23 protein-coding genes and 1 pseudogene are annotated in these 25,653 nt (G+C 68.1%); 15 read left to right on the top strand and 9 right to left on the bottom strand.

Features of this window, described 5'->3' with window-relative positions:
• Positions 1–170 precede the first annotated feature (170 nt).
• The 5 genes from D6270_RS00490 (at position 171) to D6270_RS00470 (ending at position 9,058) form a co-directional block, all read left to right on the top strand.
• Positions 171–3,008, top strand: coding sequence for a PQQ-dependent sugar dehydrogenase (locus tag D6270_RS00490; RefSeq protein ID WP_109167761.1), 2,838 nt, complete (start codon positions 171–173; stop codon positions 3,006–3,008).
• The gene (locus tag D6270_RS00485) at positions 3,005–4,759 is read left to right on the top strand and encodes a ThuA domain-containing protein (protein WP_109167762.1); all 1,755 of its coding nucleotides are present in this window, start codon (positions 3,005–3,007) and stop codon (positions 4,757–4,759) included. The genes D6270_RS00490 and D6270_RS00485 overlap by 4 nt, the downstream gene beginning before the upstream one ends.
• A 299-nt stretch (positions 4,760–5,058) precedes the next feature.
• Complete coding sequence (locus tag D6270_RS00480; RefSeq protein WP_109167763.1) at positions 5,059–6,255, top strand: glycoside hydrolase family 64 protein; 1,197 nt, start codon at positions 5,059–5,061, stop codon at positions 6,253–6,255.
• A gap of 508 nt (positions 6,256–6,763) precedes the next feature.
• Positions 6,764–6,961 (top strand): hypothetical protein, encoded by a 198-nt coding sequence (locus D6270_RS00475; protein WP_109167764.1) that lies wholly within the window; start codon positions 6,764–6,766, stop codon positions 6,959–6,961.
• 486 nt (positions 6,962–7,447) lie between these two features.
• Entirely contained in the window at positions 7,448–9,058 is a 1,611-nt protein-coding gene (locus D6270_RS00470) for a hypothetical protein (RefSeq protein ID WP_158650467.1), read from the top strand.
• A 567-nt stretch (positions 9,059–9,625) separates the two neighbouring features.
• Here the strand turns inward: D6270_RS00470 and D6270_RS00465 are convergent.
• Positions 9,626–10,486, bottom strand: coding sequence for a lipase family alpha/beta hydrolase (locus D6270_RS00465; protein WP_109167766.1), 861 nt, complete (start codon positions 10,484–10,486; stop codon positions 9,626–9,628).
• Positions 10,487–10,635: 149 nt separating this feature from the next.
• Complete coding sequence (locus D6270_RS00460) at positions 10,636–11,205, bottom strand: TetR/AcrR family transcriptional regulator (RefSeq protein ID WP_264081493.1); 570 nt, start codon at positions 11,203–11,205, stop codon at positions 10,636–10,638.
• A 283-nt stretch (positions 11,206–11,488) separates the two neighbouring features.
• Between D6270_RS00460 and D6270_RS32665 the strand changes: the two are divergent.
• Positions 11,489–11,966 (top strand): annotated as a pseudogene (locus D6270_RS32665) (hypothetical protein).
• 10 nt (positions 11,967–11,976) lie between these two features.
• On the opposite strand, the gene D6270_RS00450 reads toward D6270_RS32665, so the two are convergent.
• A protein-coding gene (locus D6270_RS00450; RefSeq protein WP_225976738.1) for an IS5 family transposase occupies positions 11,977–12,851 on the bottom strand; the annotation gives its coding sequence in 2 pieces (ribosomal slippage) (positions 11,977–12,560 and positions 12,560–12,851; 876 coding nt in all).
• A gap of 93 nt (positions 12,852–12,944) precedes the next feature.
• On the opposite strand from D6270_RS00450, the gene D6270_RS00445 reads away from it, so the two are divergent.
• A protein-coding gene (locus D6270_RS00445; RefSeq protein ID WP_391040973.1) for an IS5 family transposase occupies positions 12,945–13,788 on the top strand; the annotation gives its coding sequence in 2 pieces (ribosomal slippage) (positions 12,945–13,652 and positions 13,654–13,788; 843 coding nt in all).
• A 19-nt stretch (positions 13,789–13,807) separates the two neighbouring features.
• On the opposite strand, the gene D6270_RS00440 is transcribed toward D6270_RS00445, so the two are convergent.
• Complete coding sequence (locus D6270_RS00440; protein WP_109167769.1) at positions 13,808–14,110, bottom strand: DUF7677 family protein; 303 nt, start codon at positions 14,108–14,110, stop codon at positions 13,808–13,810.
• 378 nt (positions 14,111–14,488) lie between these two features.
• Here D6270_RS00440 and D6270_RS00430 point away from each other — a divergent pair, with 378 nt between their 5' ends.
• The 3 genes from D6270_RS00430 (at position 14,489) to D6270_RS00420 (ending at position 16,806) form a co-directional block, all read left to right on the top strand.
• Positions 14,489–15,487 (top strand): DMT family transporter, encoded by a 999-nt coding sequence (locus D6270_RS00430; protein ID WP_109167771.1) that lies wholly within the window; start codon positions 14,489–14,491, stop codon positions 15,485–15,487.
• A gap of 138 nt (positions 15,488–15,625) precedes the next feature.
• Positions 15,626–15,898 (top strand): hypothetical protein, encoded by a 273-nt coding sequence (locus D6270_RS32410; RefSeq protein ID WP_158650466.1) that lies wholly within the window; start codon positions 15,626–15,628, stop codon positions 15,896–15,898.
• Positions 15,899–15,961: 63 nt separating this feature from the next.
• Positions 15,962–16,806, top strand: a protein-coding gene (locus D6270_RS00420; RefSeq protein WP_382776469.1) for an IS5 family transposase whose coding sequence is annotated in 2 segments (ribosomal slippage) — positions 15,962–16,292 and positions 16,292–16,806 — 846 coding nt in all. Because the reading frame shifts where the segments join, the coding sequence is not laid out codon by codon here.
• A 14-nt stretch (positions 16,807–16,820) separates the two neighbouring features.
• Here the strand turns inward: D6270_RS00420 and D6270_RS00415 are convergent.
• A complete protein-coding gene (locus D6270_RS00415; RefSeq protein WP_225976737.1) occupies positions 16,821–17,138 on the bottom strand; it encodes a hypothetical protein in 318 nt (105 codons plus the stop codon).
• A gap of 135 nt (positions 17,139–17,273) precedes the next feature.
• Here D6270_RS00415 and D6270_RS00410 point away from each other — a divergent pair, with 135 nt between their 5' ends.
• The 5 genes from D6270_RS00410 (at position 17,274) to D6270_RS00385 (ending at position 22,886) form a co-directional block, all read left to right on the top strand.
• Complete coding sequence (locus tag D6270_RS00410; RefSeq protein ID WP_158650465.1) at positions 17,274–17,594, top strand: hypothetical protein; 321 nt, start codon at positions 17,274–17,276, stop codon at positions 17,592–17,594.
• A gap of 202 nt (positions 17,595–17,796) precedes the next feature.
• Complete coding sequence (locus tag D6270_RS00405) at positions 17,797–19,482, top strand: acetolactate synthase large subunit (RefSeq protein WP_109167774.1); 1,686 nt, start codon at positions 17,797–17,799, stop codon at positions 19,480–19,482.
• A 154-nt stretch (positions 19,483–19,636) separates the two neighbouring features.
• Positions 19,637–21,151: an FMN-binding glutamate synthase family protein gene (locus tag D6270_RS00400; RefSeq protein WP_109167775.1), complete on the top strand. Its 1,515-nt coding sequence runs from the start codon at positions 19,637–19,639 to the stop codon at positions 21,149–21,151.
• Positions 21,152–21,968: 817 nt separating this feature from the next.
• Positions 21,969–22,343 (top strand): relaxase domain-containing protein, encoded by a 375-nt coding sequence (locus tag D6270_RS00390; RefSeq protein WP_109167777.1) that lies wholly within the window; start codon positions 21,969–21,971, stop codon positions 22,341–22,343.
• A gap of 3 nt (positions 22,344–22,346) precedes the next feature.
• Positions 22,347–22,886: a GAF domain-containing protein gene (locus tag D6270_RS00385; RefSeq protein ID WP_391040971.1), complete on the top strand. Its 540-nt coding sequence runs from the start codon at positions 22,347–22,349 to the stop codon at positions 22,884–22,886.
• A 319-nt stretch (positions 22,887–23,205) separates the two neighbouring features.
• Here the strand turns inward: D6270_RS00385 and D6270_RS00380 are convergent, their stop codons facing one another.
• The 4 genes from D6270_RS00380 to D6270_RS00365 all read right to left on the bottom strand — a co-directional run bounded on the left by D6270_RS00380 (position 23,206) and on the right by D6270_RS00365 (position 25,588).
• Positions 23,206–23,694, bottom strand: coding sequence for a fibronectin type III domain-containing protein (locus tag D6270_RS00380; RefSeq protein WP_109167779.1), 489 nt, complete (start codon positions 23,692–23,694; stop codon positions 23,206–23,208).
• Positions 23,695–23,876: 182 nt separating this feature from the next.
• Positions 23,877–24,002 carry a hypothetical protein gene (locus tag D6270_RS33585; protein WP_264081492.1) on the bottom strand — a complete coding sequence of 42 codons (126 nt, stop codon included), beginning with the start codon at positions 24,000–24,002 and terminating at the stop codon, positions 23,877–23,879.
• Positions 24,003–24,110: 108 nt separating this feature from the next.
• Positions 24,111–24,929 carry a SigB/SigF/SigG family RNA polymerase sigma factor gene (locus D6270_RS00370; RefSeq protein ID WP_225976736.1) on the bottom strand — a complete coding sequence of 273 codons (819 nt, stop codon included), beginning with the start codon at positions 24,927–24,929 and terminating at the stop codon, positions 24,111–24,113.
• A gap of 263 nt (positions 24,930–25,192) precedes the next feature.
• Complete coding sequence (locus D6270_RS00365; RefSeq protein WP_109167781.1) at positions 25,193–25,588, bottom strand: ATP-binding protein; 396 nt, start codon at positions 25,586–25,588, stop codon at positions 25,193–25,195.
• Positions 25,589–25,653: the final 65 nt, after the last annotated feature.

Below are 25,653 nucleotides of genomic sequence, written 5' to 3'. Positions count from 1 at the left end.
GGTACGTCAAAGGGCTTTCTGGTCCACGGAAAAGCCATTACCTTCCTGCTCTGTACCGAACGACAAGGCCTGAGTGCTCCTCCCTCCCCCTGGGCGCACCCAGGTCTCCCCGGCGCGACGGCGCGCGCCTGTGCTCCAGACCTCACCCCGTCACCACACGGAGGATGCGCGTGCACAGGAGACTCACCCGACCTCTCGCGGCGCTCGCCTGCACCTTGCTCGCCGCCGCGGGCGCCCTCACCGCCCAGCAGAGCCCCGCGGCAGCCGCCCCCGAACCCGTGGCAAGCGTCGCGGCCGACGAATTCCAGCAGGTCACCCTCGCCAAGGGGGTGGCCGAGACCGGCGAGCCGATGACGCTCGCCGTGCTGCCCGACCGATCCGTCCTGCACACCTCACGGGACGGCACCCTCCGCCTCACCGACGCCGCCGGCACGACCAAGGTCGCCGGGAAAGTGGACGTCTACTCGCACGACGAGGAGGGCCTCCAAGGCGTGGGCGTGGACCCGGCGTTCACCACCAACCGCTTCGTCTACCTCTACTACGCCCCGAAGCTGAACACCCCCTCCGGCGACGCGCCCGCAGGCGGGTCGGCGGCGGACTTCGCCCCCTTCGACGGCGTCAACCGGCTCTCGCGGTTCGTCCTCAGGGCCGACGGCACCCTCGACACCGCCAGCGAGAAGAAGGTCCTCGACGTCCCCGCGAGCCGGGGCCTGTGCTGCCACGTCGGCGGTGACATCGACTTCGACGCCCAGGGCAACCTGTACCTCTCCACCGGGGACGACAGCAACCCCTTCGCCTCCGACGGCTACACCCCCATCGACGAGCGGGCGAACCGCAACCCCGCGTATGACGCGCAGCGCTCCTCCGGCAACACCAACGACCTGCGCGGCAAGGTACTGCGGATCAAGGTCGCGGCCGACGGCAGCTACACCATCCCGTCCGGAAACCTCTTCGCGCCCGGCACCGCGAGGACCAGGCCGGAGATCTACGCCATGGGCTTCCGCAACCCCTTCCGGATGAGCGTCGACAAGCCCACCGGCATCGTCTACCTCGGCGACTACGGCCCCGACGCGGGCACGGCGAACGCGGGGCGCGGACCCGCCGGACAGGTCGAGTTCAACCGGATCACCAAGGCCGGCAACTACGGCTGGCCCTACTGCGTCGGAAACAACAGCCCCTACGTGGACTACGACTTCGCCACATCCACCTCGGGCGCCACCTTCTCCTGCGCCGCCCCGAAGAACACCTCGCCGAACAACACCGGCCTGACCGACCTGCCCCCGGCCCAGCCCGCCTGGATACCGTACGACGGCGGTTCCGTCCCGGAGTTCGGCAACGGCTCGGAGTCACCCATGGGCGGGCCCGTCTACCGTTACGACGCCGCCTCGACGTCCACGGTCAAGTTCCCGCAGAGCTTCGACGGCGACTACTTCGCGGGCGAGTTCGGCCGCAAGTGGATCAAGCGCATCGAGCAGGGCGCGGACGGCACCGTACAGTCGATCAACCCGTTCCCCTGGCAGGGCACCCAGGTCATGGACATGGCCTTCGGCCCGGACGGCGCGCTGTACGTCCTCGACTACGGCACCGGCTACTTCAACGGCGACGCCAACAGCGCGGTCTACCGCATCGAGTACGTCACCGGAGGCCGCGCCCCGCTCGCCAAGGCGACCGCGAACCGCACCTCGGGCCAGGCCCCCCTTGCGGTCGCGTTCTCCTCGGCCGGGACCTCCGACCCCGACGGCGACCCGCTCACGTACGCCTGGAAGTTCGGTGACGGGGGCACGTCCACGGCCGCGAACCCCTCGCACACCTACACCGTCAACGGCCGCTACACCGCCGAGCTGACCGTCTCCGACGGCACCGGCAACACCGCCACCGCCTCCGTGGTCATCACCGTCGGCAACACCGCACCCACCGTCACCCTCGATCTGCCCGCCGACGGCTCCATCATCGACCCGGGCGCCGCCGTCCCCTTCAAGGTCACGGTCACCGACCCCGAGGACGGCACGATCGACTGCTCCAAGGTGAAGGTCACCTTCATCATCGGCCACGACAGCCACGGTCACCCGCAGACCTCCGCCACCGGCTGCTCCGGCACCGTACAGACCATCGCCGACGGTGAGCACGACCCCAACGCCAACATCTTCGGCGTCTGGGACGCCGAGTACACCGACAAGGGGGCGAACGGGCAGCCCGCCCTGACCACGCACGACCAGAACATCAGCCAGGGCAGCAAGCGCCAGGCCGAGCACTTCAGCGCCTCCGCCGGCGTCCAGATCGTCGACAAGGCCTCGGCGAACGGCGGCAGGACCGTCGGCCACATCGACAACAACGACTGGATCTCCTTCACCCCCTACCTCCTCGCCAACGCGACCAGACTGACCGCCCGGGTCTCCTCCGGCGGCTCGGGAGGCACGCTCGAAGTACGGGCCGGCTCACCCACCGGCACCCTGCTCGGCTCGGTCGCGGTTCCCGTCACCGGCAGCTGGGACACGTTCCGGGACGTGAGCGCGGAGCTGACCAACCGCCCGGCGGGCACCACCACGCTCTACCTCGTCTTCAAGGGCGGCAGCGGCTCCCTCTTCGACCTGGACGACTTCACCTTCACCACCACCGGTACCGCCACGCCCGGCCGCGACCTGAAGGGCATCGGCGGCAAGTGCGCGGAAGCAGCGGGCGGGGCGAGTGCGGACGGAACGCAGATCCAGCTGTGGACGTGCAACGGGTCGGCGGCCCAGAAGTGGACGGCGGGTACGGACGACACGCTGCGGGCGCTGGGCAAATGCCTGGACGTGAGCGGAGCCGGTACGGCGGACGGCACGAAGATCCAGCTGTACGGGTGCAACGGTACGGGCGCCCAGAAGTGGGTGGCACAGACTGACGGAACGTTGAAGAACCCGTCCTCCGGGAAGTGCCTGGACGCATCCGGAGCCTCCTCGGCGGACGGTACCAAGCTCCACCTGTGGACCTGCCACACCGGCACCAACCAGAAGTGGACCCTGTCATGAACCGAAGACTCACCCGTCTCGCCGGCTGGGCCGCCTGCGGCCTGCTCGCCGCCGCCGCTCTGCCCGCGACGGTCTCCACGGCCTCCGTGCCGAGCCAGGAGGCGCCCGTGCGCGCGTCGGCGGCGGCCGACCCCGCGTACGACGTCCTGGTCTTCTCCAAGACCGCCGGTTTCCGCCACGACTCCATCCCGGCGGGCATCACCGCCCTGCGCCAACTGGGCGCCGCCAACAACTTCACCGTCACCGCGACCGAGGACGCGGCCGTCTTCACCCCCGCGAACCTCACCGGCTACGAGGCGGTCGTCTTCCTCTCCACCACCGGCGACGTCCTCAACGCCTCCCAGCAGACGGCCTTCGAGGGGTACATACAGTCAGGCGGCGGCTACGTCGGCATCCACGCGGCGGCCGACACCGAGTACGACTGGACCTGGTACGGCGGCCTGGCCGGCGCCCTGTTCAAGTCCCACCCGCACATCCAGCCGGCCACGGTCAAGGTGGAGGACCGCGCCCACGACGCCACCGCGCACCTCGGCCCGACCTGGCAGCGGACCGACGAGTGGTACGACTACCGCACCAACCCGCGGAGCTCGGCCCACGTCCTGGCCTCCCTCGACGAGTCCACCTACAGCGGCGGCACCATGGGCGGGGACCATCCCATCGCCTGGTGCAAGGAGTACCAGGGCGGACGTGCCTTCTACACCGGCGGCGGCCACACCCAGGAGTCGTACGCCGAGCCCGCGTTCCGCCGGCACCTGCTGGGCGGCATCCGCTGGGCCGCGGAGAGGACGCAGGCCGACTGCCGCCCGGAGACCGGCTACACCACCCTGTTCGGCACCTCCGGAACCACGGGCTGGAAACAGGCCGGCCCGGGCTCCTTCACCAACGCCGACGCCACACTGACCTCCCAGGGCGGCCTGGGCCTGTTCTGGTACCAGGCGAAGGAGTACACCTCGTACTCCCTCAAACTCGACTGGCGCCTGGCAGGTGACGACAACTCCGGTGTCTTCGTGGGCTTCCCGGCCTCCGACGACCCGTGGTCCGCCGTCGACAACGGCTACGAGATCCAGATCGACGCCACGGACACCCCCGACCGCACCACCGGCGCCGTCTACGGCTTCAAGTCGGCCGACCTCGCCGCCCGGGACGCGGCCCTGAACCCACCGGGGGAGTGGAACACCTACGAGATCCAGGTCGTGGGCGAGCGCCTCCAGCTCTTCCTCAACGGCCGAAAGATCAACGACTTCACCAACACCGACCCCGCCCGCAGCCTCCAGCAGGGCCACATCGGCCTGCAGAACCACGGCGAAGGCGACAACGCGTCCTTCCGCAACATCCGCATCAAGGAACTCGGAGGCACGACCGGTCCCAGGGAGGGCGCTGTCACCGGCATCGGCGGCAAGTGCGTCGACGTGGCCAACGGATCTAGTGCGGACGGTACGCAGATCCAGCTGTGGACGTGCAACGGGTCGGCGGCCCAGAAGTGGACGCCGGGTACGGACGACACGCTGCGGGCGCTGGGCAAATGCCTGGACGTGAGCGGGGCCGGTACGGCGGACGGCACGAAGATCCAGCTGTACGGGTGCAACGGTACGGGCGCCCAGAAGTGGGTGCCGCAGCCTGACGGAACGTTGAAGAACCCGTCCTCCGGGAAGTGCCTGGACGCATCCGGGGTCTCCTCGGCGGACGGCACCAAGCTCCACCTGTGGACCTGCCACACCGGCACCAACCAGAAGTGGAATCTCCCCGGCTGACTCCCCCTCGACTCCGGGGACACCGCGGGAGGCGGTGCCCCCGGAACCGGCCGCCACACGGGGCCGGTGACGGCGGCGGGGCGCAACGCCGAAACGCACCGCCGCCGTTCTTCGCCGCCCCCGAGCGGTACGCCCCCATCGTCCGCCGTCCACCCACCCCCTCAGCGGCTCCGCGTCGAAGAAGTTGAACCGGCCTCGTTGACACCTCCCCCTCTCCGCAGGACTCTGAGAGCGCTCTCACAGCAGAGCGACGTTGAGCACCGTTCCACCCCCGGATCCAACCGATGAGGAGGACGAGCATGCCCGCTCCATGGAGAGGCCTCGCTTCACTGACCGCCGCACTGGCCCTGGCCGCAGGTCTCATGACCGCCGTAGGCCCGGCCACCGCCGAGGCCGCGGTCCCCGCGACCATCCCACTGACCATCAAGAACGACTCCGCCCGCGGCGATCAGGTCTACATCTACAACCTGGGAACGGAGCTCTCGACGGGCCGGCAGGGCTGGGCCGACGCGAACGGCACGTTCCACCCCTGGCCGGCCGGCGGCAACCCGCCCACCCCCGCGCCGGACGCGTCGATCACCGGTCCGCGCAGTGGCCAGTCGCTGACGATCCGGATGCCGAAGTTCTCCGGCCGGGTCTACTTCTCGTACGGTCAGAAGCTCGTCTTCAAGGTCACCACCGGCGGTCTCGTCCAGCCGGCGGTCCAGAACCCCAGCGACCCGAACAGGAACATCCTGTTCAACTGGACCGAGTACACGCTCAACGACGCCGGCCTGTGGATCAACAGCACCCAGGTCGACATGTTCTCCGCCCCGTACTCCGTCGGGGTCAAAGCCCCCAACGGCACCGTCAAGACCACCGGCCGCCTCAAGAGCGGCGGCTACAACGCGGTCTTCAACGCCCTCAGGAACCAGTCCGGCGGCTGGTCCGGCCTCATCCAGACCAGGTCCGACGGAACGGTCCTGCGCGCTCTGTCCCCCGGCCACGGCGTCGGCGCGGGCGCTCTGCCGGCCGGCATACTGAACGACTACGTCAACCGGGTCTGGAGCCGCTACAGCAGCTCCACGCTGACGGTGACCCCGTTCGCGCACGAGCCGAACACCAAGTACTACGGCCGGGTCTCCGGCAACGTCATGAACTTCACCAACAGCTCGGGCGCGGTCGTGACGTCGTTCCAGAAGCCGGACTCGGACAGCATCTTCGGCTGCTACAAGCACCTGGACGCCCCGAACGATCTGGTACGGGGCCCGATCTCGCGTACCCTGTGCGCGGGCTTCAACCGCTCCACTCTGCTGAACGGTACGAACCACCCGGACAACAACGCGGCGAACTTCTACAAGGACTCCGTGGCCAACCACTACTCCCGCGCCATCCACGCGCAGATGGTGGACGGCAAGGCGTACGGCTTCGCCTTCGACGACGTGGGTGCCCACGAGTCGCTCGTCCACGACGGCAACCCGCAGGAGGCACTGATCACCCTCAACGGGTTCAGCTGACGATCCCCTCCTTCCCGGCCCTGGGGGCCTACGGCCATGGTTCCCGCACGGACCCGATGCCGGCTCCTGGGGCCGTTCCCTTGATGCGACCCGGGTGCTTTGAGGCTGGAGTTCTGTGGGACCGGCTGACGCCATCAGCGGGGCGAACCACTCTTCGGGCAGACTCGGGCGTTCGAGCAGGGGCCTACGTACCGCATGGGCGAGGTGGCGGGCACGCCGGTCCTTCGGCTCCATGGTGACGTCTCCGACGCCCAGCAGCCGGGCCGGAAAGACGCCGGCCGCCGTTCCGGTCGACCGGCACTGTCAGGAGCGCGAGCAGCAGCACCGGCAGCCCGGCCCGGACCACAGAACAGGCTTCCAGCCGTGACAGCCCACGTCGGTACATAGTGCGGGACGGGCGGCGAAGTCACCGGGCCAGACGTCGGGACGCGACCGGTCCACTCACCGCCGAGATCACCGAGGGGCAGCGAGAGTGCTGGGGATTACTCCCTTCGAGCACGGAGGCCTCATGGTTGCCCCCACGCTGCCGCACCTGTCACCGGCACAGCGTGAGCGCTTGGAGCACTTCGCCGACGTGGCCCGGCTGCGCACGGCGCTCCACTCGGCGCGGAAGCTGCTCCCCGCCCGGCGCCGCTTCCGTACGCGGCGGTACCCGGCAGGCGGGCCGAACCGGTGGCGCAGCGGGCGGTGCCGCCGCCGGGGATGAGTGGCGCGACCACGATGGTGCGGATCGGTTGGCCCGCTCCGGCGGCCCCACCGCACCCTGCGGGGTGGGGGAGTGCGGGACGCCCCGGCATCCGGCGCGCGCGGTGCACTTCGGCGTCGCACCGGTGGGTGCCCGACGACGCACTTCCACCGCATCACCGCCCACCAGGTGGAGGTGCACCGGATGGACGCTGGTGGTCATGGGTTGAACGCGGTGTGCGCAGGGTGCGGAGTGCATCGCGTGCGCCAGAGCCGGGTGCTCACCGGGCTTGGACTCCAGGGGGCGTGGGGGGGCTTCGTGGTCGTCGGGTCGGGGATGGCGTCTCGACAAGGTGGGTGGCGCTGCCGGGGCTCGTGCTCGCGGGGCCTACGTTGCTGGAGTTCTGGGCCTGTACGCGGGTCCCTGGGCCCTACTCCGACTCCTGGAAGCGTCCTACTTTGAGGTCTCGGCGGGTGTGCGGCCCGGTGATGCGGCAGGGAGGACGAGGTGACCGTGAAACGTTGCGACCGGATGCGTCTGGGTGTGCGCGCAAGCGGTGGGCAGAGCGCCATCGAGTATCTGGCCCTGGTCGCCGTGGTGGTCGTCATGGTCGGAGCGATCGTCGCGACCGGCATCGGGAGTTCGCTGTCCCGTTCCGTTCATACACAGGTCTGCCGTATTGGCCCGGCGGGTTTCGGGGGCGTCGACTGTTCTGATGACAACGATGTCGACGCTGTTCGAGCGGAGAGGCCGAGCGGTGTCGACTCCGGTGAACCCGTCGATGACGGAGTAGTAGAGCCCCTCGGCGAGCCGGTGCGCGAGTCCGTCGAACTGCCGCCCGGCAGCGAGCCGAATGCGCTGCCGGACCTGTGCTTCGAGCCTCGGGAGTCGAATTCCTCGGTGAAGGTGCCGGGCAGCGGGGTGCTCGGCAACACCGCCGCCTGGGGCTATTCCTGGTTGGTCAACCTTGTCATCGACAAGATCGACAACGAGAAGAACAAGGAGAAGAGGGTCAAGCTGGCGCTCGATGGCCTCGCCTACTGTCTGCCGGACTACAACATCGTCATCGCCCAGCCGCACGAGGGAAATCTCCAGGAGATGGATGGCACGGCGCTGGTCGAGACTGTGAGGATCAGTGGTACGACCTACCGCGTCTACGCCTTCAGGACCGGGAAGTTCACCTGGGCCGAGGACGCCGACCTGGGCTGGAAGAACCGGGCGTTCCACGGTGTGTTCGACATCAGCGAGGACCGCCGCACCGTCACGTTCCAGGAACCGCCCAAGCCGAAGCGGAAGGAGGGCTGGGAGCCGGGCGACGAGGGCTGCCAGGTCGAGGGCCAGGAGCTCCCGGACCGTAGCCGGTACTACAACACCTACTCGCCGCTGGACGAGGAGGGGTCGACTCAGGCGGTGCGGATGCTGGTGAATGACATGCGTCGCTGCTATCCCGACTACAACGTCGTCGCGATGCACTCCGAGCAGGGCTCGCACTGGGTCGACGAGCCGGACTCCTTCGTGCACCAGGGCCGCTACCGGCTGAACTCCAGCGAGTACCACAAGGGCGAGAAGGGCGACGACATCGCCTCGGGCCGGGCCGTGTTCGACGTCTACGTCTTCGACAAGGGCACATTCAAGAACGACGGCGACGGCGGCTACACCAACTGGGCCATGTACGGGAACTTCGAGCGCGAGGGTATGGAGGCGACCTTCGGCCGGCCTGCCCCCGCCGACCTGGACGCCGACTCCACGGCCACTGGATCCGGCACCGTCCGTTTCAACGGTGAGACACCGAAGTACACCGGTGGCGGCCCGTATCCCGGGACCGACTACTCAGGCAAGGTGCCTGGCGACAAGGCCGAGCTGACGCACTCGCTCCTGGAGGAGTACGGCCGCAGCTTCCCCGACAAGAACATCATCACCGCCAAGTCTTTCGATGACCTCTCCTTCTCCGGGGTGTCCGGGCTGGAACACCTCGCGGTGGTGGACGGTGTCGACGTGTTCGCCATCGACAGGGGAACGATCACCAACCGGGGCGACGGCGGCTGGAAGAACTGGGGCTTCATCGGCTCCTTCGAGTACGAGGAGGACGTGAAGGCGGTGACCTTCGCCCCGCGATGACCTCTGGCGGTGTGGTCAGGCTGGGCCCCGCCGGTACGTCTACTGAGCCGGCGGCGAGCCCGAGGCGGCGGGAGCGGGATGTGGCGGCGTCTCGGGGGCCGAAGGAGACCAGGTCAATGGCCCGCACGCCGCACCTGCCGTCGTTGGTCATATGAGGGCCGCGGACCGTCTCGGCGGGCTCCTTCCGGCCGTGATGCTGTGGCATCTGCGCCAGGCGCTCCAGCGGGCCGCTGTCCTCCCGGGTTCCGCGGGGCCCATCAACGTACCCGGCAACCAGGCGCGTTCAGTTCAGTGATGACGTTCGCCCAGTGGGTGGCGCCGCCCCGGAAACCGTGGACGAGGACGATGGTGGGCTGTCGGGTATGAGTCTCTTCCTTCGTGGACGGCCACTGGAGGCGAGTCTTGTGCGCCGCACCCTGAGCGCCGCGGCACGGGAGCCGAAAGAGTGTCGCTCCGCGACGTTCTGTAACTTTCCGTCCGCCCGTCGCTGCGGTGACGAGTCGGGCGCGGACGTACGCCGGGTGAGGACGGGCGGGGCCGCCCTCACCCGGGGGGATGGGGTGTCCGTCAGATGCCGAGGGTGGTGAAGGGGCGGCACCGGAAAGGCTTGGCGCCCTCCGGGTCGAGGCGGTTCAGGACGAGCTGGGCGACGTTCGGGTCGATCGCCAGGCCGAGGTGGCCGGCGAAGTCCAGCCCGCACCTGTCCTGGAGCACGATGTTCGTCACGTTGGGCGCGGGGGCGAGCAGTCCGCTGGTGTACGGGGTGACCACCGTGTCGTAGCGGGTCACGATGCTGGTGTACGTCGGCCCGGGTACGGCGACGGGTCCGTCGTTGAGTTCGGCGAGGAAGGCCGAGCCGGGCAGGTAGTCCGTGCAGGCCCCGCAGCCCACACCGGTCAGCAGGCCCTGCAGCTTCAGCGCCTCGGCGAGCGTCGCGAGGCCGTTGAGAGTGGTGCCCTTGTAGTTGGAACCGAAGCCGACGAAGTCGTCGACCTTCGCGGCGCCGCCCAGGTACTTCATGTAGTAGGCGGGGACGGTGGTGCCCTCGGAATGGCCGACGATGTCGACCTTCGACGTTCCCGTCGCGGCGCGCACGCGGTCGACGAACGTGCTCAGTTCGGCGGCACTGTCGGCCATCGGCGCGAGCCCGCCGGCCAAGCCGCCGAGCAGGGTCTTGCCGTACGTCTGCGAGTAGACGCAGTAGCCGTTCGCGCGGAGCGTCGGCGCCAGCGTCAGGAAGTTGTCCCAGTGGTTGGCGCCCATGCCGTGGACGAGCACCACGGGCTCGGGGTGTGTGTTGCTGGGACGGCAGGACCAGTCGTTCCATCCCGACGACGGGGCCGTCTCGGCCGAGGCCGTCGTCGTGAGGGTGGTCGAGGCGAGGACGGACAGCAGAAGAACTGTCAGGAACGTGCGGAGCTTTGCCATGCGGGCGACTCCCGGTTCGCGGTTGGGTTACCCGGAAGTAGAGCACGGCACATTATCAGGAACAAGGCATCGTTTCCAAAAATGATGCGCGGTTCTGAACCTGGTGCCGGAAGGAAGCACCAGAGGCCGAGAACAGATGTGAGGAGTCGTCAGGAGGAGGTGGTGAGGCCCGCGCTGATGACGGTGTAGAAGCGGTCGAGTCCGGCCTGCAGGTCCGCGCGGTCGTCGGGCCGCGCGGTGTCGCCGTCCAGGAGCCAGTCGGCGATGATGTCGAAGAGACCGCCTATCAGCCCCATGGCCACCACATGCGCCTGCGGGCCGGCCGGGAGGCCGAGGCGTTGCCAGACGGTCTCGACAAAGGACGCCGCCCACCGGCGGTTGGTCCGGCGGTGCGCCTCCGCCAGCGGGGTGACGGCACGGCCCTCGCCGAACGTCACTCGCGCCACACGCACGTCGTCCACGAACGCGTCCGCGAAGTGCCGGATCAGCCGCCGTGCCGCCTCGGTCCCGTCCTCGTCGTCACGCAGCGCGTCCAGCGCGGCGGTCAGCCGGCCGGTCACATCCATCACGATCCGGTCCAGCAGAGCCAGGTACAGGTCCTCTTTGCCGGTGAACACCTCGTAGAAGCTCTTCGTCCCGACATATGCCTGCTTGCAGATCTGCTCGATCGAGGTGTCCTGGTACCCCTGCGCGGAGAACAGCTCCAGCGCCGCGTCCAACAGGTCCTCGCGGCGCCTCGCACGCCGTTCCCCGGCATCCAGACCTCGGATCCGCCGGCCTCCTGGGGCCTTGCCGCTCACCTCTGCGCCAACCACCGACCCAACATACAGGGGCCCCCGACGCCACGAGAGCCCCCGATTCTCATCGGATCGGGCCGCCCTCGCGGCGTCAGCCGCATGCTGATGCGCACGGCCCACGACCAGGGCATGTGTCGGAAACGCTCTAGGTTGACTGACGTGCGTGCGTGGGGGGCGGAGTTACCGATATGTCGGACCGGTCGAGCTGAAGGCTGCGGTCCGGCCTGGTGGGGGCGGGTGCCGGATCGGCTCGGCCGCTGACTTCGGTGGCTTGATCGAGGAGCGATCGACGGCAGAACTGGCCGAGCCGTTCACCTTCGTGGTCGGTATGGACGGTGTACTTCGGCTGGCGCCGCGAAGAAGCGAGCACGTGGCCTGTGCCGGCGGGAACATGGTTCTGAGTGCCGGCGACATCAGCTTCGTGCGTGAGCCGGACGGGTGGGCCGTGAGCGAAGTCAGCAATCAGTCCACTGGTGTATGGCCCGGACGTCAGCTCCTGGTCGGAGGTCGCCCGTGCCTTGCACGACGTAGAGCTTGAGCGGCCCTCCGGCTTCACCCACGAGGTGGTGTCCCGGCGGTGCCCCGACTGCCGGAAGCACAACATCGTGCGCGAGGACGACTCCGTCTGTGTCTTCTGCGGCAGTGATCTGTCTGCGGCATTGAACGTAGATTCCACCACATGACGGCCGAGGGTCACAGCCACTCGGCGATGGCAGCGACAGGGACGGTCGCCTCGTAGCGGACCGCGAGCTTGTCGTATCGCGTGGCGATGGCGCTGTGCCTCTTTTGGCGGTTGATCCCGCACTCGACCGCGTGGCGCGCGCGGTAGTCGGCCGGGTCGAAGTGCGGCGGCCGACCGCCACGGGAGCCGAGCTTCTGGCGGTTGCGTGCCTGGTCGGCCTGTTCCGGAACGGTGCAGCGGATCCTGCGGCGGCGCAGGTAGGCACGGTTCCCGCGAGAGGCATACGCCGAGTCAGCCCGCACTCGATTGGGGCGGACGCGCGGCCGGCCCGCCCTGATGCGTGGCACGCGAACTTTTGCCAACACGGGCTCGAACTGCGGTGAGTCCCCGCGCTGCCCTGCCGCGACCACGATCGACAGGGGCTTCTGGCCCTGCTCGACGGCCAGGTGCAGCTTGGTGGTGAACCCGCCGCGCGAGCGTCCCAGCCCGTGATCACTGGGCTCGGTGAACACGCCGCTTGGTGGTTCCTTCTGCAGATCACCCTGCTTGCGGGCCCCGGCCGCATGCTGATGGGCGCGGCACACCGTGGAGTCACGCTCAGGTCCCACACGATCACGCCCTTTGCCTCGGACAGGGACTGGAGTTGGGTGAGCATCCGCTGATAGGTGCCGTCCGGCTGCCATCGGCGGAACAGGTCATAGACCCGGCTCCACGGCCCGTACTCGACAGGTACGTCCCGCCACGGAGCACCGGTCCGGACCCGGAACCGTATGCCGTTGATGAACTGCTCCCGAGGCCCGACGGGCGGCCGCCCCGCCCTCGTGGCTTTCGGCAACAACGGCTCCAGCGCCGCCCACTGCTCGTCCGTGAGATCTCCCCACCCCATGAACCGAGATCATTCGTCGCTCAAGATCCACTTTCGATACGCGGTCTAGGTTCTGTCGTCAAATAATCTTGCATGGTGGATCATGGTCACGTGATACGTCGCCGTGAACTGTCCGGTGTCGAGTGGGAGTTCGTCCGGCCTCTGCTGCCTCGGCCTGAGCGGGGGTGGAAGCGGCTGGACGACCGGACGGTCCTGAATGGGATCGTGTGGAAATTCCGGACGGGCGCGGCCTGGCGGGATGTGCCCGAGCGGTACGGATCCTGGGCCGCGCTGCACACCCGCTTTAGGCGATGGGCCAGGGACGGAACCTTCCAGCGGATGTTCCAGGAAGCCCAGGCCCGGGCGGACGCTGCCAATGAGGTCGACTGGCTGGTGTCGGTGGATTCCACCGTCGTGCGAGCCCACCAGCACGCGCCCGGGGCCCGAGAAGGGGGCACCCGCAACCCGGCGCTCTGCCGGTCCAGAGGCGGACTGGCCAGCAAGACTCACCTGGCCTGCGACGGGGCCGGCCGCCCCCTTGCTTTCGTTCTCACCGGTGGGAACACCAATGACTGCACCCAACTCACGGCCGTGATGGAGACGATGCGGGTGCCCCGCATCGGCCCCGGACGACCTCGGACCAGGCCGGTCCACGTTTTCGGCGACAAGGGCTACAGCTCTCGGGCGATCCGCACCAGGCCGCGGTGCCGGGGCATCGCCCACACCATCCCGGAACGGGCCGATCAGGTCCGCAACAGGGCCCGGCTCGGCACTTGCGGCGGCCGGCCACCGGCCTTTGACCGTGAGACCTACAAACGACGCAAACGTAGTGGAACGCTGCTTCGGCCAGTTGAAACAGGGACAGGGCATCGCCACGCGCTACGACAAGACCGCTGAGTCCTACCAGGCAGCTGTCACCCTTGCCTCGCTCCTGATGTGGGTGGGATGCTCCCCGTGATCTGCTGGCTCGCTCATGGTCAATGGAGTTCGGTCTCCCAAGCCTGAAACGGCGGCTCAGCCACATAGGTCGAGTCGCAACAGCTGCGGATCCACTGTGAGGCGCGGTACTGCGCAACCCCGTCGTTCAGCACCTCTCCGTTTGTATCGACTTGCAACATATTGCCGTAGATCGCGAAGACCTGCTCCAACGGCGAACCGAACTGAAAGAGAGCGGGCCGGTAACCAAACCCGTCGAGCAGTTCGACGTCGGTAGTGCCGTTCGCCAAGTAGAAGGCGAAGAGCCAAAGGGAAGCGCGCACGTCGACGGAGGGGTGTCCCATCAGCACAACCTGTCTGATGGCGGCACCGCCGTGGCAAAGTCTCTTCGACGACAGCGCCTAGCGCATGCACGCTCCGGATCCTCGGTATGCCGGAACCCTGCCCGACCACGGGATACGCTTCATCGGTCACGACGACGCCCCCCCCTACATCGCCGAACTGCCGGGGTATTGGTTCCTCCTGTACATCGTGTTCCAGCCCGAAGTGGCCGACGATACCTCCTGGCCCTGTCCTCTGGTGCGCGCTTTCGCCTCGGCTGAGGCCGGGCGCACCACGGAGACGTGATCGACTCCATGAATCGCACGACATGAATCGCACGAAAAGAAACGCATGACGAAAAGCGCAATGCAAGAAACGCACCCCCATCGAAAGGACTCGAAGTGGCAGGCTCCGTAAACGCCTTATCCGCTGTACCGGCCAAGTCGTGGGTACCTCAGTTCGTCATCTGCTCGATGATCTGGGGGTCCGGGTTCGCGCTCATCAAGATCGGTGTCGAAGCCGGTATCGAACCGGGTTGGGTCGCCTTCTGGCGGTGCTTCTTCGGAGCCCTGGTGCTGTGGGGCCTGGTTCTGGTGCGGCGGCTGGGAATGCCGCGTGACCTGCGGGTATGGGGGCACGCCCTGGTGGTAGGGACGGTGCTGAATGCCTTCCCCTTCACCCTGTTCGCCTGGGGCGAGCAGTACATCGACTCCGTCACGGCCGGGGTGTGGAACTCCACCATTCCCCTGTTCACCCTGGTCTGGGTATTGGTCATGCTGCCGGACGAGAAGCCGAACCTGCGACGGCTGCTCGGCATCGCCACCGGCCTGTGCGGCGCCCTGGTGGTGCTCGGTGTGTGGTCAAGCGGGCAATCCTCGCTGATGAAAGGGAGCGTGATCTGCCTGGCCGCCACCGCCTCCTACGGACTGGGCTACACCTACACCCGCCGCTACCTGTCCGGCGAAGACATCCCCGCGATAACCCTGACCGCCATTCAGGTCAGCTGGGCGGCCCTCGAACTCGCTCTGGTCGCGCCACTGTTGAGTGGCGCACCAACTTGGGGTGGGAAGGGGCCGATGGCCGCCATGGTGGTGCTCGGCGCTGTGGGCACCGGGCTGGCGTACATGTGGAATCTGTCGGTGGTGCGCGCCGTCGGCTCGACGGTCGCCTCCACGGTTGCGTATCTGACCCCGTTGTGGGCGGCGATCGTCGGAGTGTTCTTCCTGAACGAGTCGTTGGGTTGGAACACCATGGTGGGCGCGCTACTGATCGTCAGTGGCGTACTGCTGACCCGCACCGCACCGTCACGTCCGGTCGGGACCAAGCCCGGTGCCGGAACCGAGTCGGAACCCGTGCTCCCGCCGGACGGGGAGGAGACCGTGCAACCGGCACGACCCTGAGCAAGGCAGGAAAGCCGGCAAACGCCGAACGGCCTGTCCCTGCCGGGTCCCGTCCGGCAGCAGGGCGGTGTCCAGCCGCCACAGGTTCTCGGGCACGAGGAGACCGCCCGCCTCCCCGTTGTGGGGGGAGATGCGCCCATGGAGTTGGCTGACAGGCTTCGCGGCGGCCTCGGCGCGGGCGTGCCTGCGGGCGCCACGCCGGTAGCGGTTGACGGAGCCGGCGGTGACGCCGCCTCCGCCGCGACGGCCTTGGCGCTGCCCGTCGAAAGCGCGGCCAAGCGACTTCTGGCGAAGTACGTCATGCAGGCTGCCGGTGGTCGCGTGGCGCGGTCATCGGCAGACGTGCAGCAGCAGGAGATGGAGACACATGAGCCAGCACGGATTCGATCTACCGCCGACAGCCACGCGTGATGTCATGGACCGGCGCAAGGAACTAGGCCGTTTCCTTCGGATCATCTGATCGTTGGTTGATGTGTGTCGTTGACTGACGCCCAGTGGGCGAGGATCGAGCCGTTGCTGCCGGACCGGACACCTCGGCGGGGTGGGCGGTGGCGTGATCACCGGCAGGTGATCGACGCGATCGCGTTCAAGTACCGCACCGGGACGCCCTGGATGGACCTGCCCGAGCACTTCGGGTCGTGGAAGGGCGCCCACAACCGTCTGCGGAAGTGGGCGGCTGACGGCACCTGGGAAAAGGTCTTCACCACCCTGCTCGCCCAGGCCGACGCCGAAGGCGACCTGGACTGGGTCGTCGCGGTCGACTCCACGATCGTCCGCGCGCATCAGCACGCCGCCGGGGCCCGTCAAAAGGGGCCCTGGTCGACGAGCCGGACGATCATGCCCTCGGACGGTCCCGCGGCGGCCTGACCACGAAGATCCACCTCGCCGCGGACAGCCGTTGCCGCCCGCTCGCGTTCGTCCTCACCCCTGGTCAGGCCGGTGACGCGCCCTCGTTCCCCGCGGTCATGGCCCAGTTACGGGTGCCGCGGTCGATCGGTCGGACCCGGATCACCCCGGATGTTGTCCTGGCCGACAAGGCTTACTCGTCCCGCGCGATCCGTACCCATCTGCGGCAGCGCGGGATCCGGGCCGTGATCCCGCAGCCCGCTGACCAGGCCGCGAACCGTAAGCGACTCGGCCGGCTCGGTGGCCGTCCGCCGGCCTTCGACCGCGAGGCATACAAGCAGCGCAACACCGTCGAGCGGTGCATCAACAGGATCAAGCAGTGGCGCGGTCTGGCCACCCGCTATGACAAGACCGCCACCGTCTACCTCGCCGGACTCCACATCGCCGCCATCTTCATCTGGTCAGCCAGGTGACTGCAGCCGGGTGCCTAGACCCATCCTTCGTCGAGGTACACCGTCCAGGTGTCTCCCACTGCCTTGTGCAGTTCAACCAGGGCCGCAAGGTCTGCGATGGCTGCCGGGGCGTCGCACAGCTGCAACGGGGAGTCCGGGACGCTGTTGCGGGTGTAGACCGGCAGCTCGCCATTGCAGCTGAAGGCGTGAAGCGATGGGGGAGCATCGTTGAACCATGCCGGACAGTTCTCCTCGGCCCACGCAGCCGCAGCGTCGACACGATCCACATGCACCAGCAGGTGCTCAGGAGCAGGCCCGCCACTGAACTGTACGAGGAAGCCGTGAGCGTCCACTGCCCACCAATCCCACATGAATCAGGGTCGGGGGGTGCCGCAGGATTGTCGTCATGGCGTCACCGTATCCAGGCCAGACAAGGCCGTTGAAGGTGATCCGAAGGAAACGGCCTAGCCGACAGAGCCTGTGATGCCTTGACCCAGGCAGGTCTTCCTGCCTTCCAGGGAACCTCGCAAGATGCGCCCGGTGCGAATGTTCTAGTGGAATCTCTCGCCGATGGCGGTGTTCTCGTGGAATGGCGCATGCAGGAAGGCCTCGCGACCGCAGCGGCGAACATTCTGGAAATCGGAGTTGATCCCACGAACCTGCCCTACGCGATTCGCCACTACGAAACCGTGCAGAACTGCATGCGGGACGCAGTCCTGCAAATTCTCGCGTCAGCCGGGTTCGATGTGGGGAAGGCGGACGCACACACCTATGGAGGCGCGGTCCACGTAAAGGGGGTCGGCCCCTGATCCTCGTCGCCTCCCGTCGATGCTGAGCCTCTCAGCATCGACGGGACCGGGGAGCTGTCACCGAAGGCCCGGACGGCGCGCCCCCGGGTCCAACAGAGCTCTTTTAGCCCTGGCCCGCAGGCGTCCGGCCAGCCGGCCGGGGTAGGCGGCTGACCGGTCCGCCCATCGGCGCGGCTGAATCGCAGGAGAGGAAACGACCAGCGTGAGCGACGCCGAGCACCGGAAGCAGACCCCCGACGGAGCGGCCGAACTCCTGGTTCGCTGCCTGGAGAACGAGGGCGTCGAGGTGGTGTTCGGCGTACCCGGCGAGGAGAACATCCGTTTCACCAATGCCCTCGCCCGCTCGGAGAAGATCCGCTACGTCCTTACCCGGCACGAGCAGGCCGCGTCCTTCATGGCGGAGATGCACGGCCGGCTCACCGGCTCGGCGGGTGTGATGTCCGCGACGCTGGGGCCCGGCGCGATCAACCTGATGCTGGGCGTCGCCGACGCTATGACGAACAGCACGCCCGTTGTCGCGATCACCGCGCAGGTCGGCAAGGAGCGCAACTACAAGGAGTCCCACCAGTTCGTGGACCTGGTGAGCATGTTCGCCCCGGTCACGAAGTGGTCGGCGGAGGTCCCGGCCACCCAGGCCATCCCCGAGATGGTGCGGCGCGCCTTCAAGACCGCGGAGTCCGAGCGGCCCGGCGCCGTCTACCTCGCCGTGCCCGAGGACGTCGATGAGGCGACGGACGGTTCGGACCTGCGCCCGCTGCGCAGGAACGTCGTGCAGCCCGAGGCACCGTCCCCGAAGCAGATCAAGCGGGCGGGGGAGTTGCTGCGGGAGGCACGCCGGCCGGTGATCCTCGCCGGACACGGCGCGGCGCGCGGCGGCGCCGAGGAGTCGCTGGCGGCGTTCGCCACCGCACTCGATGTGTCGACGGCGACCACCTTCCACGGCAAGGGCGTCCTGCCCGACGACCACCCGTGTGCGACCGGCACGTTCGGCTTCATGCGGCGCGACTACACCAACTTCGGCTTCGAGGAGGCCGATGTCGTCATCGCCGTCGGCTACGAGCTGCAGGAGTTCGACCCGTCCCGGATAAACCCGGAGGGTGACAAGAAGATCATCCACATCCATCGCGTCCCGGCAGAGGTGGACGACAGCTACTCGGTCGACGTTGGCATCATCGGCGACATCTCCGCCTCCCTCGACGCCCTCGCCACCGAACTCGACGGCCTGCGCTGGACCATCGACGACGAGGACACCGCGGCTATCCGCACGCTGCTGGCCAAGGAACTCGAGCAGGGCGCCGCGGACGAGCGCTGGCCGCTCGCCCCGCAGCGCGTCATCGCCGACACCCGCGCCGCGCTCGGTCGCGACGACATCGTGCTGGTCGACACCGGCGCGCTGAAGATGTGGATGGCCCGGCTCTACCCGACGTACGCGCCGAACACCTGCCTCATCTCCAACGGCCTGTCCACTATGGGCTTCTCGCTGCCCGGCGCGCTCGCGGTTCAGCTCGCCAGGCCGCAGACGAAGGTGTTGGCGGCTGTCGGCGACGGCTCGTTCCTCATGCACTCCCAGGAGATCGAGACGGCGGTTCGCGAGAACATCCCGCTGACCGTGCTGATCTGGGAGGACAACGGCTACGGGCTCATCAAGTGGAAGATGGACCTGGAGGTGGGAGAACACTCCAACACCGACTTCGGCAACCCGGACATCGTCCAGTACGCCCGCAGCTTCGGTGCGAAGGGCTACCACATAGAGTCCGCTGGGGACCTGCTGCCGACGCTCCGTGAGGCACTGGCGGACCCAGGAGTGTCAATCATCAATTGCCCGGTGGACTACGCCGAGAACATGAACCTCATCGAGCACCTCGGGCACCTCGACTCGGCGCTCTGACCCGCCCGCGGCGCGGCCCGACCCCCGTACGGGCCGCGCCGCGGCCCTCTCGCAGGGGCGGTGCCTTCGAGCCTGCGGCATCGCGTGGCATCTCTGCGGCGCGGGGTAGATGGCCACCGTGAAGTCTGGCCAGTCGAGGAGAGGAACTCTTGTCATGCGTGCACGGAGCATAGGTGTGGCAGCCGCCACGGGGCTGGCGCTTGTGGCCGCCCGAGACCTCGTGCAGAAGAAGCACGCGCTGCTGAGGAACTTCCCCCTGGTGGGACACGCCAGGTACGTGCTGGAGACGATCGGCCCCGAGCTACGGCAGTACATCGTGACGTCCAACGACGAGGAGCGTCCCTTCAGCCGTGACCAGCGCAGCTGGATCTACGCGTCGGCGAAGGGCGAGAACAACTACTTCGGGTTCGGCACCGACAACGACATCGAGCACATACAGGGTCATGCCTACGTGAAGCAGCGTACGTTCGCCGGTGTGCTGCCCGATCTGAGCGACCCGCAGGCGGCGTTGCCCTCGGCCAAGGTGCTCGGCGGACCGCGCGGCCGCGCCAAGGCGTTCCGCCCGGCGAGCGTCATCAACATCTCGGCGATGAGCTTCGGCTCGCTGTCCGGCGCGGCCGTCACGGCGCTCAACAAGGGTGCGGCGCTGGCCGGGACGATGCAGAACACCGGCGAGGGGGGCCTGTCGCCCTACCACCTCAATGGCGGGGACCTCGTCCTCCAGATCGGTACGTCGTACTTCGGCTGCCGCAACGAGGACGGGACGTTCAACCTCGACAAGCTCAAGTCCACGGTTGCGGGCGCGCCCGTCAAGGCGATTGAGATCAAGCTCTCGCAGGGCGCGAAGCCGGGGCTCGGTGGCATGCTGCCGGGCGTAAAGGTGACCGACGAGATTGCCGGGATCCGCGGGATTGCCGCAGGCGAGGACTGCGCTTCGCCGTCGCGGCACACCGCGTTCCACGACGTGGACTCGATGCTCGACTTCGTGGAACTGTTGGCCACGGAGACCGGGTTGCCAGTCGGGATCAAAAGCGCTATCGGGGAGATGGATTTCTGGGAGGAACTCGCCACCCTGATGGAGCGGGGCGAGCGAGGCGTCGACTTCGTGACCGTCGACGGTGGCGAGGGCGGCACCGGGGCGGCTCCCCTGATCTTCGCCGACTCGGTGTCCCTGCCATTCCGCATGGGGTTCTCCCGCGTCTACGGTGTGTTCGCCGAGCGGGGCCTGACCGACGACATCACCTTCATCGGCTCCGGCAAGCTCGGCCTGCCCGAGAACGCGGTCGTCGCGTTCGCCCTCGGCGTCGACATGATCAACGTGGGCCGTGAGGCGATGCTGTCCATCGGCTGCATCCAGGCTCAGAAGTGTCACACCGACAAGTGCCCCACCGGCATCGCCACCCAGGACCCCTGGCTGGCGCGCGGCATCGACGCGCCCTCGAAGGGCGTCCGGGCCGCGATGTACCTGCGCACCCTGCGCAAGGAGTTGCTGAAGGTCTCGGGCGCCGTCGGTGTCCCCCACCCGGCGCTCATCACCCCCACCGACATAGACATCCTGAACGGCGACTACGACGCCCGCAGCCTGGGGAGTGTCTACGGCTACAAGGATGGCTGGGGCTCGCTCGGCCCGGAGCTTGCGAATGAGATCGCCGAACTGCTCACCACCTGAGCCAGCTACTCGGCCATCTGTCTTCAACCGTCACCCCCTGCGCAGTACGTCCACCGAACGGAGCGCACCGAGTCGACGATGGTGCGCATTACGGTGCTCACCGGCTGGACTCGGTGCGCACCGGGTGCGGAGTGCACCGCGTGCGCGAGCACCGGGTGCTCATCGCACATCGCCTCCTGGGTCTCGGCGGCTGGAGCGAAGGACCTACCGAAGGCCACAACCACCCAGTCCCAGCACCTCTTCGACTCCTCCGGCGATTGGATCGCCTCCGGATCGTCCAGTACGTCTGGGACGAGGACTGCGAATGGGTCGGTTGGTGCCCCTGCAATGACGAGAAGGTGTTCACCTCTCTACGGCGACTGCCTAGGCTCCATCCTGGAGAGCGACCGTCTGGCCCGCGAAGTCCGGTCTCCGCGGTACAGCAAGGTCGGGCGGCCGGGGCGCCTGGGAAGGCCGGGCCGCCCAGGCGCCCGGGGCGACCCGGACGGATCATGCCGCTCACAGGCTGGCAGGACCTGCGCACGGGGTGAGCCCCCGGGCACAGCCGCTGAGACAGGGGCCAGGCCCTCCCGCACACGCGGAGGCGCTGGCCCCTCCGCCGTGATGTGGCAGGTCTCGAAGGTAGGCATGGCTGGTGTCCTCCGAGCGGCACGACGAAGCGGTGCTTCCTTGGCGGTGCTGCTGGAGAGTGAGGACGCCTGGGCCGTTTCCCGCCCGGCGGGCATCGGTGAAGAGAGTCCGGCCGCTGCTCCCGCCTGGCGGGACGCACCACTGAACGGCTTTTCCTTACAGGACAGTGCCGTGTGGCGTGGTCTGTATGACTGTCGATATCAAGGTGATCCGGGCCGGTCAGATGTACCGCTGCTACCTGGGTGAGACCGTCGTCGGTGGTGGCCGCCGTTCGGCCCGCATGCAGTTGCGCACCGCCCGGGAGCAGGCCGGGGTCCCGGCCGGGCGCTGGATGGGCCGCGGCCTGGCAGCGCTCGGACTCGCGCCGGGTGAGGAAGTCACCGAGGCGCAGATGCGGAACCTGTTCGGCGAGCGCGGCCGCCACCCGTACGCGGACCGGATCGAGACCGACCGGCTCGCCCAGGGCGCGTCCCCGAAGCAGGCGTATCGGGCCCACGTCCTCGCCCGCCGGGTGACGGTCACGGGCGTGGACTTCATGTTCCGGACCCAGCCCAGCACCTAACTCCTGTGGGCGCTGGGGGATGAGGAGACCCGTCTGCTGCTGAGTGACCAGGAGCCGGTGTCCTTGGCGCCGTCGGATCCTTTGTTGGTGGAGCTGGACCAGCTCCAGCACCGGCTGGGCCAGGGCCCGTGCTTCAACGCCGCCCTTCACGCGGCCAAGGAGCGGGTGTTCAGGATCGCTGACTTCACCCAGGCCGGGTCGCGTTGGCCCGGTTTCGTGCCGGAGGTGCCGAAATTGGGGGTGGGCAGCACGATGGGCTTCCTGCTGCCCACCGATGATGACGACTTCGGCGTCCTGGACTTCTACTCCCGTGAACCCGGGGTGTTCACCGAGAGCAGCGAGACCGCCGGTGTGCTGCTGGTGTCGCATGCCGCCGTGGCCCTGGTCCGCGCCGCCGCCGTGTCCCGCCCGCTCAGCCGGAGCTCCGCTCATGAGTACGCGTACTCAAAACCCTCTGGGTCCCCTTCCCCGCCCGGGACTTCACGTGCGGGGCGCGGCGGCCTTCCGTTTCATCCTCCGTCCGGCGGGACCGCGCGGTTTTGAACCGTCGCACGGCCGGACCTCTGCCAGTTCGACACCACCGGTGACGGGAAGATCGAGATGACGGTGGTCGACGGAGCGGAGGAGCCCGGCACCGACCGGCTCGTGATAGACGGCGACGGCGGCCACCCGCAGGAAGTCTGAGCCGGCCACTCCGGGACGGAGAAGTCCCGGAGTGCCCGACTTCGGGCGGAGCCTTACGGCCCGCTGCCGACCGGCCACCGGGGGACTTGCTGCCCGTCGGCGGTCACAGGCCGACCGTCTGACGGCTTATCGTCCGCCGACTGGCTGACCGACCGGTCGAGTTGCTGCCTGCGGGCGCTCAGCTGCCGGCCGGCCTCGGGACGACCGCGCAGCTGGACTTGCCCGACTCCAACGCGCCGTTGACCGCCGTTACGCAGAACTCGTAGCTCCACGTCCCCGGGACCAGAAACGCGATCCCGTGGTGCGTCTCCGAGATGATCCACTCATCGGCCGTGGACTGGCTGCCGTTGTTGATGCTGCGTATCCACACGCCGTACCCGGCCGCCTGCGGGGACCCCGCCCACGAGAGCTGGACGGTTGTCGCACCGGTCGAGGCGACCTTCAGCCCCGTCGGCGCGGTTCCAGGTCTGCACGGCCAGGGTAGCGGTGGCCCGCCTTCAGCCCGCCGCACCGCCCACCGCTGTCGGCGGCTGTTCGCTGCCGTCAACCTCCGTCTGCCGCCGCTCGTCGACTTCTTCTCGCCGTCCGCTGTCGTCTGCCGCCGTCCGCCAAGTGGCGCTGCCAGTAGTGAACGTCGGGGCACCAGAGCGATAGGCCGGTCCGACATCGGGATCGGAACTCGGAGCGACCGTCCCGAAGGAGTGGCAGATGACTACGCAGTGCGGCAACCAGCCGACCGGTCAGCAGGACCATGGTGCGCCGCAGCGCGGGGCGAGCGGCAACGAGCTCAGCACCATCGCGATCGTCCTGGGCGTGATCGAGTTCATCATCCTGCCGATCGTCATCGCGCTAGTGGGCCTGGTGGTGGCCATCACCGCCAAGACCGTCCGGCACGAGCGGCTCCACGACCGCCATCGTGGTCAGCCCCGTCGGGCTGGTGGGCGGCATGGTCCTGGGCGCGGTTGTGGCCAACATGTGAGGCTGAGCAGGTCGCAGGTCGCAGGTCGCAGGTCGCAGGACGCGGTGATCGCGGCCGGAGCTGGACCGGTTCGGTGGCGGCGGTGGGTGTGGGCGTACCTGCCCTCAGTCGAGCATTCCGGCGCGCAGCGCGGCCAAGGTGCGCTTGAGGATGCGGGAGACGTGCATCTGCGAGACGCCCAGGTATGCGCCGATCTCCGACTGCGTCAGCTCCTGGCCGTAGCGCAGCCGCAGCACGGTGCGCTGGCGGTCGTCCAGAGCTGCCAGGAGAGGTGCGAGGGTGTGCAGGTTCTCCACGTGTTGCAGCCTGCTGTCTTGGTCGCCGAGTGCTTCGGCCCAGCTCGGCATGGTGTTGCCGGTTCCGTTGGTGCTGGTGCCCAAGGGCGCGTCGAGGGAGTCGGCGGTGTAGCCGTTGGCCGCGATCAGCGCCTCGGCCACCTCGTCCTCGGGCAGGCCCAGGTGGAGGGCCAGCTCCGACGTTGTAGGGGCGCGGTCCAGATGCACGGCCAGGTCTTCGTGGGCGGCCTTGATCGAGGAACGCAGTTCCTTGAGGCGCCTGGGTACGTGGACGGACCAGGTGGTGTCACGGAAGAAGCGCTTGATCTCGCCGCTGATATAGGGGAGCGCGAAAGCGGGGAAGTCCACCTCGCGGGAGAGCTCGAAGCGTTCGATGGCTTTGATGAGGCCGATGGTGCCGACCTGGAGGATGTCCTCGAACTGTCCGGCTTGGTGGATGCGGTAGCGCCTTGCGGCGAACCGCACCAGGTTCATATGGATTTCGACCAGCGTGTTACGGACGTACTGGTGTTCGTCGGTGCCCTCCTCCAGCTCGGCGAGCCGTGCGAACAGCAGTCGGCCGATCTCTCGGGAGTCCTTCGGTGACGGGACCCGCTGGTCCTGGGCGGGCGGGAAGTCGTCTGTCATCGCACGAGCTGCGGACGGATTCGCGGTACGAACCTTCATCAAGCATTTCCTTTGGGGGCGAAAGCACCTTCACATCGAAACCTACCTGGTCGGGAAGGGAATCTTCTGACGCCATCGGGAATGCGGAAGAATGGTATGGAGTGATGAACGCCCGAGCGGAGCGCAGAGGATCACACAGAGAAAGCGGACACCCGTAATCCAGAGGTGATGGCTCCGCGGAGGGCTATGGTTCCGCGAGGGGAGGCGGGAACCGGCGAGCGGCATCAGGGACCGGAGAGCGGCACGGCCACGGTGATCGTCTTGCCGCCGGTGGGCAGGGCTTGCACGACGACCTGGTCGGCGACCTTGTTGATCACCCACCACCCCAGGCCCGCCAGACCGTTGCCGCCAGGGGCCGGTGGGTGTGGACAGAGAGGAAGGATCTCCTCGCAGGTGTCGGTCACGGTGATGGTGACCTCGTCACTGTGGAGGAGGCACACCAGGAAGCAACCAGGGGAGTTCTCTTGGTGGTCGAGCACATCGGGGGAGCTCTCGGGGTGGTGGAGTACATGCCCGACGAGCTCGGAGGCGACCAGCATCGCGTCCTCGAAACCGGCCCGATGTGCTCGGAGGGAGTAGCTGTCCTGCGCGCACAGCAGCGGGTGGAGAGCGAACTCCACCTCTCTGCGCGCCTCTGCCGCCGAGGCCGGCCTGCATACGTGACCGGCCGCGCCGGCTTCGATTC

Origin of the sequence: Streptomyces griseus subsp. griseus (assembly GCF_003610995.1) — a bacterium.
Taxonomy (GTDB): domain Bacteria; phylum Actinomycetota; class Actinomycetes; order Streptomycetales; family Streptomycetaceae; genus Streptomyces.
Note: the sequence above shows the minus strand (reverse complement) of the source record. Positions and strands in the feature narration are given on the sequence as shown.

Excerpts from the sequence above, each read along its gene's own strand:
- D6270_RS00485 (WP_109167762.1), top strand. The coding sequence starts at position 3,005 with ATGAACCGAAGACTCACCCGTCTCGCCGGCTGGGCCGCCTGCGGCCTG.
- D6270_RS00480 (WP_109167763.1), top strand. The coding sequence starts at position 5,059 with ATGCCCGCTCCATGGAGAGGCCTCGCTTCACTGACCGCCGCACTGGCC.
- D6270_RS00475 (WP_109167764.1), top strand. The coding sequence starts at position 6,764 with ATGGTTGCCCCCACGCTGCCGCACCTGTCACCGGCACAGCGTGAGCGC.
- D6270_RS00465 (WP_109167766.1), bottom strand. The coding sequence starts at position 10,486 with ATGGCAAAGCTCCGCACGTTCCTGACAGTTCTTCTGCTGTCCGTCCTC.
- D6270_RS00440 (WP_109167769.1), bottom strand. The coding sequence starts at position 14,110 with ATGGGACACCCCTCCGTCGACGTGCGCGCTTCCCTTTGGCTCTTCGCC.
- D6270_RS32410 (WP_158650466.1), top strand. The coding sequence starts at position 15,626 with ATGGAGTTGGCTGACAGGCTTCGCGGCGGCCTCGGCGCGGGCGTGCCT.
- D6270_RS00400 (WP_109167775.1), top strand. The coding sequence starts at position 19,637 with ATGCGTGCACGGAGCATAGGTGTGGCAGCCGCCACGGGGCTGGCGCTT.
- D6270_RS00390 (WP_109167777.1), top strand. The coding sequence starts at position 21,969 with ATGACTGTCGATATCAAGGTGATCCGGGCCGGTCAGATGTACCGCTGC.
- D6270_RS00380 (WP_109167779.1), bottom strand. The coding sequence starts at position 23,694 with ATGTCGGACCGGCCTATCGCTCTGGTGCCCCGACGTTCACTACTGGCA.
- D6270_RS33585 (WP_264081492.1), bottom strand. The coding sequence starts at position 24,002 with ATGTTGGCCACAACCGCGCCCAGGACCATGCCGCCCACCAGCCCGACG.
- D6270_RS00370 (WP_225976736.1), bottom strand. The coding sequence starts at position 24,929 with ATGACAGACGACTTCCCGCCCGCCCAGGACCAGCGGGTCCCGTCACCG.